The organism is Planctomicrobium mucosum, from assembly GCF_051466335.1.
Classification (GTDB): domain Bacteria; phylum Planctomycetota; class Planctomycetia; order Planctomycetales; family Planctomycetaceae; genus Planctomicrobium.
Map to the genome: position 1 here is coordinate 1914484 of NZ_CP195793.1, position 13018 is coordinate 1927501.

The 13018-nt window shown below is 52.2% G+C and carries 8 protein-coding genes; 3 read left to right on the top strand and 5 right to left on the bottom strand.

The annotated features are described in order from the left end of the window. Positions 1–66: 66 nt before the first annotated feature. The 3 genes from SH668x_RS07795 to SH668x_RS07805 are packed head-to-tail and all read right to left on the bottom strand — an operon-like array spanning position 67 to position 3490. Positions 67–2184 (bottom strand): hypothetical protein, encoded by a 2118-nt coding sequence (locus tag SH668x_RS07795; RefSeq protein ID WP_437188129.1) that lies wholly within the window; start codon positions 2182–2184, stop codon positions 67–69. Then, positions 2181–3098 carry an ABC transporter ATP-binding protein gene (locus SH668x_RS07800; protein ID WP_437188130.1) on the bottom strand — a complete coding sequence of 306 codons (918 nt, stop codon included), beginning with the start codon at positions 3096–3098 and terminating at the stop codon, positions 2181–2183. The genes SH668x_RS07795 and SH668x_RS07800 overlap by 4 nt, the downstream gene beginning before the upstream one ends. Next, a complete protein-coding gene (locus tag SH668x_RS07805; RefSeq protein ID WP_437188131.1) occupies positions 3095–3490 on the bottom strand; it encodes a GntR family transcriptional regulator in 396 nt (131 codons plus the stop codon). Before SH668x_RS07805 ends, SH668x_RS07800 begins: the two co-directional genes overlap by 4 nt. Positions 3491–3664: 174 nt before the next feature. Here SH668x_RS07805 and SH668x_RS07810 point away from each other — a divergent pair, with 174 nt between their 5' ends. Continuing rightward, positions 3665–4264 (top strand): hypothetical protein, encoded by a 600-nt coding sequence (locus SH668x_RS07810; protein ID WP_437188132.1) that lies wholly within the window; start codon positions 3665–3667, stop codon positions 4262–4264. A 73-nt stretch (positions 4265–4337) separates the two neighbouring features. On the opposite strand, the gene SH668x_RS07815 is transcribed toward SH668x_RS07810, so the two are convergent. Beyond that, complete coding sequence (locus SH668x_RS07815; protein WP_437188133.1) at positions 4338–5873, bottom strand: Do family serine endopeptidase; 1536 nt, start codon at positions 5871–5873, stop codon at positions 4338–4340. A 214-nt stretch (positions 5874–6087) separates the two neighbouring features. After that, positions 6088–6804, bottom strand: a complete 717-nt coding sequence (locus SH668x_RS07820) for an NAD(P)H-hydrate epimerase (protein ID WP_437188134.1) — start codon at positions 6802–6804, stop codon at positions 6088–6090. Positions 6805–7010: 206 nt separating this feature from the next. Here SH668x_RS07820 and SH668x_RS07825 point away from each other — a divergent pair, with 206 nt between their 5' ends. Together SH668x_RS07825 and SH668x_RS07830 are read left to right on the top strand one after the other, a co-directional pair. Continuing rightward, a complete protein-coding gene (locus SH668x_RS07825) occupies positions 7011–8042 on the top strand; it encodes a zinc-binding alcohol dehydrogenase family protein (RefSeq protein WP_437188135.1) in 1032 nt (343 codons plus the stop codon). Positions 8043–9473: 1431 nt separating this feature from the next. After that, the gene (locus SH668x_RS07830) at positions 9474–12971 is read left to right on the top strand and encodes a hypothetical protein (protein ID WP_437188136.1); all 3498 of its coding nucleotides are present in this window, start codon (positions 9474–9476) and stop codon (positions 12969–12971) included. The last annotated feature ends 47 nt before the right edge of the window (positions 12972–13018 follow it).

Genomic DNA, 13018 nt, shown 5'->3' on the forward strand with positions numbered 1-13018 from the left:
TACGGAAGAGGAGCCATCCGAACTCTGTTTGGATCCGTGCAATTCTAGCACATCAATGAGTGAATCTCAGCACCATTCTCGCTCCAGACACTTTTTATAGATCCACAGATTCAGCAAAATTCCAGTGACCAGAGCGGCAAATGCTGTGGAATAAAACCAGATGGGGAGTGTCGGAATGTTCCAGTCAGGGTGCTTGATCATCGTGACCATTATCGCCAGAAACAGAACTGCGAACAGACCAATCACAATCGCGGACAGGCCGAATTGCCAATTGTGTTTGAAAGCGAAGACGCCAGCACCCGCTGCAAAGATGATCGGAGCTGTCACGAGGGCAACGACGGCATAAGCGACAGCTGGTGAGTAGAAGTTTGTTTCTGGTGTGACATAGCTGGCGTAGAGCACCAGAAGACCAACCGGAATGAGGGCGAAGCTTTGATCAATCAAAAGACTCGCCAGGAGTTGTTTGCAAAACGAGGTTCGATTTGCAGGCCTACAGAAATCAGTCGCGAGTGAGCTTCGTCTTTTGAACCATAGGAAGATGGGAATCCCAAGAACAATAAGAACCCCATTCACAAGTTGCGATGTGATATTGATCACGGCAGAAGTCGACCTTAGCCAAGTGAGGAGGGAGTCCCCAGTTGTGAGCGAGTGACCGGCCAAAAAGACTGTCAAGAAAGTGACCACAAAAATCGCAACGATCCGAAGTGAGTATTGGGAGCATTCGAGTCTCTGTAAACGGACCTGCTTCCAGAAATTTCCCCGATGAAAGTCAAGTTGAAGAATGCGGGAATCCTGCCCTTGGAGACTCCTGTCAACTCGTTGCCATTGCGACGCAGATTGTTTCTGAGGTGAAGATACAAACAATACAGAACTGGGATTCAGTTCCATTTGACGCCGGGCTAGATTCATGAGCTGGCTGAGAAAAAGACTGATGATGACGACCATGAAAGCGAGAATCAGGATTGTGAAAACAGGGAAGTGCCCCTGCAGGAACCAGACGAAATTCCCCGCGAGTTGAGGAGGCAGGTACCGCCAAAGCGCGATGGGAATCCACCAAAAAGATATCGATACGAACAGCAGTATCCCCAGACTTCGGATCCAGCGTCGGCTCGACATTGAGCACAAGGCCGAGAGTGAAATCACCGACGGCAACGCGAGTGGGAGTGTCAGCGCAGGGAGCAGGGAAAATTCGTTGAGGAGAAGAGCACCCGAATGCAGCAGTGAAGCGATTCCGAAAAGGAGGCTCACAGCAATGATCTGAGGCCTGAGAAACCCTGGAGTTGTCCAGGATGCAGGTGTCAGGAAGAGCGCCTTCAGTTGTAAAAAGATGCCAAACGTGAGTGCTGCGGACATCATCAGGCTGGGTATCAGGAGATCTGCCAGGGTTTTGTGCGCCCAAAGGGGATACGCGTGGATCTCTCTGAGGAACCGGCGATCGCCTTCTAACTGCCAAGGCCAATTGGCAAAAATCGCATTCAGATGTGGAAGTTCGGCGAGCGGTTGTAAGGCCGATTTTGTGAGCAAGGTCGAAATGGGATCGATCACTGGAAAACGATGTTCCTCTTTTCTCGTCGGATTCCAGAAGGAGTCTGAAATGACGAGAGTGTTCAGCTGAGGAATCGTTTTAACAGCATCCACGATGTCGCTGATCGGCGCGCTTCTGTCGACACGAAGCAGGCTGAGTTGCGAAAGGTTCTGCAACTCATCTCGGTGCTTCAGGAGAATTGCGGACGGTATTTCCAATTCACGGAGCTGTTTCCCCTGTGAGGAGAGTAACCCGGAAGGGAGGTAGTCTCCTTGGACGTGAAGAGTTCTGAGATGCGTGAGCTGTTTGATCTGATTGAGGAGTTCCTGGCCCTTTTCAGGAGAAAGCAGTGAAAAGGTTATTGCTTTAGTGTTGGTGAACGGGCTCAGATCAGGAACGTTCAATTCGCCACCGATGGTCACCCACAGACTTTGGACATCCTCAGGTTTTGCCTTATTATTCGATGTCGTGTGTGATCGGTCCGCAATGCTCAGAGTTGAATTGGGAGTGTGCAGCTTCGGAGCAATTTCGAATGAGGTTGTTCGAACCGTCGAGTAGTAAACCAATCCAGCTAGAAAAATTATCCAGAGAGCTGACAGAATCCGAGTTGCGGAGCGAGTCCAGTAGGTTCGGAAGATCTGAGAAATTTGGCCGCTCATCTCGCACCTACTTTCACCGGTTCTTGAGTCGCTGAGACTCCACTCAGTTCGAGAAAGATCTCTTCCAGGTTCAGATCTTCAATCGAAACTCTTGCGTTCCATTGCTGTTCGATTGTTGGAACGGTTTCTTCATCAATCTCGGAGACTGTCACGGTTGCGTGCTGCTCTGAAACCTCGCTACGGATCGTTCCTTTAATGTTGAGGTGCGGTGGCAATTGGCTTGCCGAATGGATGCGAAGTCGTTTGCAATTTTCCTTTAGGGAATCGAGCTCTCCATAAAACTTCAGTTTTCCCGCCTCTAGAAACGCGACGTGACTGGCGACACGTTCGAGGTCGGAAGTGATATGAGTCGAGAAGAGCGTGGTGTGACGTTCATCGATGGAAAGATCGATGAGAGATTGGAGAAACTGTCTTCGAGCAATCGGATCGAGACTGGCGACAGGTTCATCGAGGATTAACAACTCAGGCCGGTGTCCCATCGCGAGAATGACCGCCAGCTTCTGCCGTTGCCCGATCGACAGTGTTGAAACCCTCTTCTCACGCGGGAGATCCCAGTCTCGCAGAAGTGTTTCGACGTAAGCGTGATCCCACGTCTCGTAAAAGCACCCTGTGTAATGGCACAATGCATGGACCTTCATCCACGGAAGAAGGGAGAAGTCCTGAGAGACATAGCCGAGTCTTGCCTTGGACTTGTCGCTGAGGGTCCATGAAGTTTCTCCAAAAACCTCGCAGTTGCCCGACGTGGGACGCAGGAGTCCAAGCAGGCACCGCAATAAGGTGGATTTGCCGCTGCCGTTGGTTCCGATGAGACCGACGACGTGCCCCGGTTCAATCTGCATCGTGATGCCCTTCAGTGCGACCTCTTGTTGAAACTGCTTCGAGAGATTTTGGCAGGAGATCACTGGAGAATTCATTGTGAGATTTCCTTAAGAAGTTTCTCGACGACGTTTAGAATGTCTTGATCAGTCAGTTTCAACTGGCGTCCGCGAACAATGGCCATCTGCATCGCACTTGAGAGTTCTTTTTGCCGTTGATGCAGGTTTCCTTGCACTTTGAGTTCGCTGATGGCCATTCCTTTTCCGCGAACGCGTTCAACGATCCCGTCTGCTTCCATCCTCGCGTAAGCTTTCGAGATGGTCATCGGATTGACACTCAGCACGCTCGCCATCTGCCTCACGCTGGGAAGCATGTCACCCGCTTCAAGTTGACCCCCAGCGGCGAGTGCCTGTACTTGATCGATGACCTGTCGGTAGATGGGCACCCCCGAGGTTGGATGAATTTCAAATTGTTGAGGGCTGATCGTCATTGGTGTGTCCGTGTGTATTACTAGAGTGATACACACGGGCGGGGTTCGAGTCAAGTCAAAACAGCAGATGTGGATGAATTTGCAGAGCGGAAATTGACATTGCTGAAGCGATGGGACTCGTATTAGCTCGAGGTGGAGCCGTTTCGAAAACCGACGGGAAGTTGGTATTCTCCGATGATGAAATCGATTCGGTTCACACTTTTGATCGTCGCGGGGGGCGTCATCCTGCTGCTTGTGATGCTGCGCGAACGACAACTGCGCCACTGGAGTGAAACAGCCGCTCCAGCGAGAGCGGCGCCTCGTCAACTTGCGCCTCGGTTTCAAGTCACCGACCATCGACGACATCTCGTCAAATTCGAGCGATTTCTCGGCCGGCAGCGGGTCGCATTGCTCTTCTTTGACTCCAGAATCGGCGCTGCAAATGATCCTCGAGTTTTGTCGTTGCTGCAGGGTGAAGAGCCTCTGAGACGTGCAGGAATCGAGATTGTTGCGATCAGCGATGCGAATCCACATGAGAATCAGGAAGCGGAGAAAACGCTCGGCATTCCGTTTCCATTTCCGTTACTGACCGACATCGATCTTTCCATTCCCGCGAAGTTGCCAGTGCATCGGCTTTACGGCCTTTACGATGGTGCGAGTCAACAAGTCCGAACGGGATTGTTTCTGATCGAGCGGGACGGGACTGTACCGGTAGGGCCGAATGGATTTCCATTGCCGGTCGCGGATGAGGAATCTGCTGTCGAACAACTCTCGCAGGGAATTTGGCCGCGATAATGCGGTGTTGAGCAAATGAAAAGAGCCCGAAGTTTCCTTCAGGCTCTTTTCAGAAGCGTATCAATATCCTCGATTAGTCCTGAGGTTTGAGTACGACGAACGAGGACGCGTTGCCTCGTCGAATGTGCAGAAGAATTCCAGTGGAAAGATCTGCTTCGCTCACAGCCGTTCCAAATTCCTGAATGGAATTCACTTCCGTTGTGCCGACCCGTTGGATCAGGTCGCCCGGTTGAAGCCCCCCTTCTTCAGCAACGCTCCCTGCTTTCACTTCCTGAACGACGACTCCCTTGGTCCCTTTCGCAATGTCGAGTTGGCCAGCGAGTTTGTCGTCCAGCTCCGCGATTGTCAGGCCGAGTTTGGAAACCTCCTGACGGTCCTTTTTCGGCTGCTGGGCAGTGTTGTCATTAACGCGGGCTCGACGCAATGCGGCTGTGTAGTCGTTTGGCATTTCTTCGAGTTTGACGCTGAGCGTCGTCTCTTTGCCGTCCCGAATGACCTTCAAGTCGTAATTCTTGTTCGGAGCAGATCTCTCCACTTCGTCAACGAGGACATCTCGGTCTTTGATGGGACGATTGTCGAATCCAACGATCACGTCTCCCGCCTGAAGTTCTGCTCGCGCTGCTGGTGTATCAGCTCCCACATCAACGATGAGTGCTCCTGTTCCAGTTGGAACTTTCAGCTGCTTGCGGATGTCCGCGGTCATTTCCTGTAGCTGAACGCCGAGGTAAGACCGCTTCACTTCTCCGTCCGCGATCAACTGATTCGCCACCCAGCTGACGTACTTCGATGGAATTGAGAATCCAATGCCGTCGTAACCCCCACTGCGGCTCGAGATGGCAGTGTTGATTCCGATCACCTGACCATGCAGATTGACGAGTGGTCCGCCGCTGTTACCAGGATTGATGGCAGCGTCGGTCTGCAGGTATTGCTCACGCTCGTTAATTCCGGGCCCGCGACCAGTCGCACTAATAATCCCGGACGTGACAGTCGTTCCCACGTTGAACGGATTACCAAGTGCCAAAACCCAGTCTCCAACCTGCATTTGATCGCTGTCCCCCAGAGTGACTGCGGGAAGTGGTTCATCTGTGGTGACTCGAATAATCGCGATATCTGTACGAGGGTCGAAGTTCCAGGAGTCGGCAACGACCTCACTTCCATCTTCGAGTTTGACGATCACTCGGTCAGCACCTTCGACGACATGGCTATTTGTCAGGATGATGCCAGAGGAATCAACGATAAATCCAGAACCGGCTCCTTGTTGACGAGGTGCTCTTCGCGAAGATCCACCACGCGGGAACTGCTGTTCGAATCGCGGATCCTGCCTGAACAGTTCTCTGAGCATCTGCTCCTGCATGTCGTTGAGCGGCTGACCCCGTGAATCTGTGATCTCAACATCTCGCCCTTTCGTTTCCGTTCGAATTGAAACGACGGAAGGGAGGACTAGTTTTGAGACCTCCCTGAAAGCAATCGACAAGTCCGAAGGGCTTGCAATTGGTGTCAGAGTGAGTGGCTGTACTGCAGGTTTGATTTCAGACCAACCGGAACCTGCGACTCCCAGGCAGATCCCTCCCACAGCTGCCAAAATCCAGCTTGCGTTTTTCATACTCATTATTGGCCTCTCTATAAATCAACTTCCGAACGCGCCTGTGATCTCATCTCAACATTGCAATTGCGATCAGAAACTTCGAGACAGGGCGTTAAGAACTGGAGTGATAACAATTTGCGTTCGTCACCGGGTTTTCTCCAGAAATTATTGGTGGAAAACCGGAATCAGTTGAACGCTTTCATGGTCTGATCGTTGCCGATCAGTGCCTCGTCTCGGGTTATTTTCTCTCGTCTTTTTCGGAATTGAAGGGGATTTTCCCGGTCCGGGAAAGGACGATTCGGGGGATTCCGATTCTAAGTGTATATAGGTCGCCAAGATACGGTTTGACAACATTTGAGTGGAAAGCAGGTTTGGGGGCGACAAGTGTCGCGGTGACGGTCGCTCGGATAGCCTTTGCGGGGGAGTCCTGCGAGTCGCAATCGAGTCCAGAAGGGAGGTCGACGGAGAAGACCCGTTTGCCGGATTTATTGATTTCGTCGATCACGAAATCGTAAGGTTCGCGAGGGGCTCCTCGGCTACCAGTTCCCAGCAGGGCATCCACAATCCACTCTGCTTGCGCGAACTGTTCTCGCATGCTGCCGAGATCTTTCGGAAGCTCGATGTGATGGACTGGGATGTTCGTCCTCCTGAGGAGTTCGTAGTTGAAGAGTGCATCGCCACTCAGGCTTTCTGGAGGCGTGAACACAAGAACGACGACGCGATACAGGCTCTCGTCCAGATGTCTGGCCATCACGAATCCATCGCCACCATTGTTCCCTTTGCCGCAGCAGATTACGACCGGTGATTGCAGATCGGCTCCTTTTTGAAGGAGAAGATCGGAGCAGCCTCTTCCGGCGTTCTCCATTAAAAGGAGGCCGGGGATGCCGAATTCCCGGATCGCGATCTGGTCGACTGATCGAATCTGTTCACGTGACAGCGGGGAGTGGTCAGGCATAGCTGCGGAACTTTGGGTGAAGGCGAAGCGATCAATTCGAGTCTGCTCAAAGTGCAGGTGTGATCAATTTTTCTTGATGGGAGCAGGGTGAGGCAGGCTTCCGAGTGGCTCCCGATCTTTCTACGATCCCAGATACAGGTCAGTAATCAAGGTACGTTGATTGTTTGTTGTGACTCGGCGCAGATATTAATGAAGGAACTGTCACGATGAGGGCGATTCGACTCGAGGAACCAAAGCGATTTGTTGAAATTGAAGTTCCTCATCCCGGAGCGCCACTCGCAGGGCATGCACTCGTTCGAACTCATCGAATGGGGATCTGCGGAACGGATATTAGCGGCTATCTGGGGAAGATGCCTTTTTTTGCATACCCTCGCATTCCCGGACATGAACTGGGAGTTGAGGTCCTGGCTGTCGGGGAAGGCGTTTCCAATGTCTCTGTTGGTGATCGCTGCAGCGTTGAGCCATACATGAACTGCGGGGACTGCTTTGCTTGTCGCCGCGGGCAGGGGAACTGCTGTGCAAAACTCAACGTGATTGGCGTGATGATCGATGGCGGGCTTTGCGAAGAGTTTCACATTCGGGCTGACAAGCTGCACGCTTCGAAGAAGCTGAATTACGATCAACTGGCCCTCGTTGAAACGCTGGCTATTGGATGCCATGCCACCGACCGCGGCGCTCCCGAGAAGGGGACACACACGTTGATCATCGGGGCAGGACCGATTGGCCTCTCCGTTTTAGAGTTCACTCGTTTGACCGGAACGACAGTGACGGTCATGGACATGAACGCAGAGCGATTGAAATTCTGTCGTGAAACTTACGGAATTGAGCACACGATTCAGTATCGCGGGGACGGCTCTGAGATCGAGCAGATGAATACCATTACGAATGGGGATCGCTATCTGGTGGTGACCGATGCCACGGGGAGTAATCGATCAATGTCGGGGGCTTTACGGTATGTCTCCCAGACCGGCCGGTTGGTCTATGTCGGCATCACCACAGCGGAAGTGAGTTTTCTGCATCCACAACTGCATAAGCCCGAGGTTTCGATTCTTGGGTCACGCAATGCGATGCCCAGCGATTTTACCCGAATCATTCGCCTGATCGAAGAAGGAACGATTGACACTGCTCCCTGGATCACACATCGGATTGATTACGCGGAGTTCACGCACTCGTTCGAAGCATTCACGAAGCCGGAAACAGGGGCGATCAAGGCTCTTGTGAATGTTTCAGGGGAGTGAGCTATTGTCCCTGGGGGGTTCGGAGAGCCCCCCGTCGTGGAACGCGACTCAGCTCGAACGGAGTGAGTTCGATGGCGTTTTGTCGGCGAATTCGAGGTACGTTCGCCAGACTCCTCGAGCGCCTCTCATGAGATTGTGGCGTTCCGGCGGCGATAAAAGGCAGCATTCGATCGAGTTTTTGCCATCATCCACCGCCACTCACACCTGAGACAGCGGCCGAGGGGCGAAAAAGACGATCCGACTTCCGTGTGAACTCTCGTCAGAGCAGGACAGTCGGGTTAGTTGGTGAAGTTCGTCGCTGATCTCTCGCCTCAGCCCATCAATAACAATCTCGGTGCCTCGTCCTTTCACACTCAGTCAGCAGTCGGGTGTCTATCGGACACCACGTTCTGGTGGCAGCTCAAGTGTTCGCCACCAACCAGACCCGTGATTAAAGGCTTTGCTTTAAAGAAGCCTGATCAGGCTTTTCCGAACCGCCGTCAACAAACGATTTGAAGGTCGCGGGGAAGGAATTGTCCAAGTATTTCACGTATCCAACAACACCGCACGCGATCGCAGCGACAATCGCATAGTGCATCCAGAGGTGAGGGATGAGGTGCACAGTTTTTGTGAGTTGAAGCGAAAAAATTCTGTCGTTGCACAAGCGACATCGAACTGGGCGATGGATGAGGAGCATCGCGGGAAGATCTGCGATGCGAAATCGAGAGCGTGAGAGATCAGAAGATTTAGCATCCTGGCACATCTTTACCTCGCGGTGGTTTCACTGTTATTGACCTCAGGTAAAACATGTATTGTTGAGCGAAAATACTGCTTGAGATCTAAGTGAAGTCTATCGGCGTTTGGCTGCAGCATGTTGAGACTAAGTGTTTAAATTTGCAGCACATGAGTTTCGTCAATTGTCTTCCGAGTGCGTTGCTGAAAAAACTTGAGTCGATCCACCAAGTTTTCTAGCAAATTTCAGCGAAAGTTGTCAATGAAATGGGTGATTTTCGTACATGTGATGCACTGGAGTGGGTCTGGTTTACAATTTGACGTGGTGTTTTGATGCAGTTGTGTCCGGCCTCCGAGAATGCTGCTGGTAAAGGGGTGCAGTGTTTTGATTCAGTGTCTTTTCTGTGGCAAAGGTAGGTGAACTTGTTCAGCGCTGCTCTTAGTATCTTGAGTGATACTCAGGTGTTGCGTGGGCGATTGGGTTGCTGTCCCGACCTCAAGCGATTGAATCGAATGCCCCTGTTTCACGCTGAAGAACGATCAACTTCACCATCCCAATTCAGGCCAGAAATAAAAAAAGAAAAAAAGTGAAACGGTACTGAGCGGTGGTGCGTCTATTTCCGCGAGTTGCTTCATTCCCAAAGTGTTCAGCTTCGCGGTATGCTCACCAGTTTGAGGGCTACGCCGGTTGTGCAGGAAGAGTTGGTGAGGGGAATTCCCATGTTGAATCAGAAGTGGCTGGTTGTGGTGCTTTTCCTGCTTGGGACGCTGTTTTTAGAAACGAGTCAAAGTTTCTCGATGCAGCCTCCGGTGGCACCGACTCCTGAAGTGATTTCGGAGCAGGAGCAACCAGACGATAGCAATGCAGTCGATGAAGCTATCGTGCCGGTTGACGCAGAGGAGGGGGCTCATTCCTCCGCCGGCGATGACAAAGTTGAGCCGATGCGTCATCGCGGCTTGATCCTTGTTCCATTTGATGAACTCGGCAAGACGCTGAAATCACCGCAGAGCGATGTGATTCTTCCCTATTCGGAATATCGCCAGCTACTCGACTTCTGGAAGAAAGCTCATTCTGGAGATGAAACTCCAGTCGCAGTGCTGACCTCTGCTGACTATGTCATTCGCGTTGAAGAGGGTGTTGCTCGTGTTGCCGTGAACATGACCGCACGAACGCTCGGGAAAGGGTGGTCACAGCTCCCCATTCGATTTGGTGATCCGACCGTCGGCAAATTCAGTAGTGACCAAGACGTGCTCGTTCAGGGAATCGACGATGGAAGTATCATTCTTCATTTCCCCGAAGCAGGCAATTATGAGTTCAGCTTCGAGTTAGATGTCCCGGTTCACCAATCTCCTGAAACGCGAGAGTTGAAATTCGAAACGCCCCCCGTCGCGTTGACGACTGCCAAGGTGACGGTCCCAGGAAAGAACCTGGACATCACTTTCAATCGCAATCAGTTTGAGCTTCCGGTTGACGAAGAAGCCACCGACGACGTCACGACGAAATATGTCAGTTTGCAAAACGGGCGAGAATTGACAGTCAACTGGCGTGTTGTTGACACCAAGATGCCGACGATGGAATTGCTGACAAGTGTGAATCAACGAACACTCGTCACCATTGCCGACGGATTGGTTCATACAGAAACTTGGCTGACATACGACGTTCTCCGTGGTGAAATCAAAGAGGTTCGGATCGTACTGCCCAGAAACTTGCGTTTGCTGGACGTCTTTGCGGACTCGGGCAATCTGGGAGCCTGGGCGACACAGGACTCTGGTGAAAACCAGATCGTGACTGTGACCCTGCCTGCTGCGACAAAAACTCCTCCGACAATCATCGTCAGAACCGAACGGCCTCTGGGCGAATCAGACTTTTCCGTGATCGGAATGAGCGCTGACAAAGTTGCGCTCGGGATTCACGCGATGGACGCCGTCCGCGAAAGCGGGCAGATCGCCGTCCGTCATGCTGGCGATCTCTCGGTGAATGTCGATGAGCAAAAAGGGCTCGTGAGAATTGAACCGAGCGAAGCCGATCCGAAGCTGGCCGGCACGAATGCATTTCTCTTCAAGTTTTACTCACAAGATGTGCTGTTAAAGCTGACTGCCAAACCCGTCCAGCCGCGAATTACAGTGACGTCGCTGATCGATGTCGCCGTTCAGGAAGATGAACTGAGCTTTACAAATCACTTCAGGTACTCGATTGCTCAGGCTGGCGTCTTCGAATTGCTGTTGAAAGTTCCTGCTGGAGCAGTGATCGATTCCGTAGAAAGCCCTGCGCTGAAGGAGTTCATTCTCGATGCAGCGAAAACGACACTCCGAGTCACTTTGCGGGAGAGAGCTCTCGGGGATGTGGACCTCGCCATCAAAGGACACGTGTCGACGAAAGCGACCGGTGATGCGGATTCGCCATTACCGCTGATTGAACCGTTAGGGGTAGAGCGGGAATTGGGACAGGTTTTCGTCCTTGCCAAAAGTTCGATGGAAGTTCAGGCTGTTCAATCCGGGATTGAGGCTGCTCAGCCCATTCCATTAGGTGTGACTCTCACACGCAATGATCTCCCTGTCGTCTCTGCCTGGAGCTTTACTCGCCGCCCTGTCGTGATTCCAATTCGAGCGACACGCAAGCCGACCCGATTGACCGCGACGTCCGGAGCTTCCATTCAGATCGATCCGGAGATCGTGCATGTCTCGACAATCATCGGTTTCAATGTCGAGTACTCGCCGTTGAGTGAATTTCGAATTGACGTGCCCGAAGCCGTTTCAAATCTCTTGCAAATCGAACTCATCTCGGATGATCACCAGTCAGCCCCGATCAAGCAGAAGACCGCGGCTCCTGCGGTGAACGGCCGAGTCGTATGGACGATTCAAACGCAACGTGAAGTCGTGGGACTCCAACGGTTTCAGGTGAACTACGACCTTCCTGGGAATGATTCAGCAAATAAAGAGCGAGAAGTTGCACTCTCGATGGTGCGTCCTCTGGAGGGAGTGAACGAAGCGGGTGAAATCACAACTCCACTTGTCAGCGTTCAGAGCGAAATTTCTGTCAAGAAGGACAAGAGTCTCGCAATGAGTGCCGTTTCATCCGGAAATGGCATTGAGCAGATTGATGTCCGTGAATTGAAGTTGGTGCCCCAAGACGGCACCATCGCTTTCCGTTACTTCAAGGACAGCGACGAGAACCCCATCGGATTGACAGTCAAACTCAGCAGCTTTGAGTTGCAGGATGTTGTCGCGACAGTCGTCTCGCGGGGATTGGTTGAAATTGTCACCAGTGAAGACCGGTCCGCGACCTATCGTAGTCGTTTCTGTGTCAAATCCAGTGAACGGCAGCGGTTGCTTGTGGGGCTTCCCAGCGAGCTTGAAGTTCTCGGTGCGTTCCTGAACGACCGTGAAGTTCGTCTTGAGAAAGCCGATGTCTCGTTGCCAGAAGGGCTCCATTCCGGGCTGGCACCGTTCTGGGTGAATGTTGCGAGGCCGGAGTCTTCTGAAACTGCGTTCCAACTCTCGTTTCAGTTTCTGTGGAAGTTGCAGGGGGCCTCTGCTTCGTTACTTGAAGAGGGGCAACTTGAGTTACCGCTCCCTGTGATTTCAGGAGGGAAACAAGGGGTCGTTCAGGATCTCCGTGTCGTAATTTGGATGCCAAAGGAGTTTTCTTTGGTGGGTGATCCGGTTCCGTTTCTGCTCCAGAAGAAAAAACGACTGTTGTCCGTGCTTCGAGGGCAACTTGCAGACCATCAGGTCTCAGCACTTGAACAATGGATCTCCGAAGGCTGCCCGAACTCGGGAGTTCAGGGAACTCTTCCAACAGAAGGGCGATTCCCATTCGTTTATTCGACTCTCGGCGAGAGCAGTCAGATCTCAGTACGAGTCTGGAACAAGCTCTGGATGACAATTCTGATCAGCAGCGCACTGGTGATCATTGCGATGATCCTTATCGGAACGTCGTGGGAAAATAAATTGGGCTTCGTATTGCTACTGGCGTTCGCGGCAGCACTCTATGGAGTGAAAGATCCTCAGGGACTCTCACAGATTTATTCCGCATCGCGTATCGGACTCGTTTTCATGCTGCTTTTGTGGGGCTTGCGAGGTTTGTTGGGAGCGCGAGCACCGCAGCGGAAGAATCCCCCGTCGTCATACACGTCGACGAGTATTCCTTATGCTGTGATTCCTCCTCCGGGAGTGTTTGATTCGTTCAAGCCCAAATCCGGCGATGCGACATCTTGATTCTGTTTCAGGAATCGGTTTGGACGCGTCGAGATGAATGCACTTTG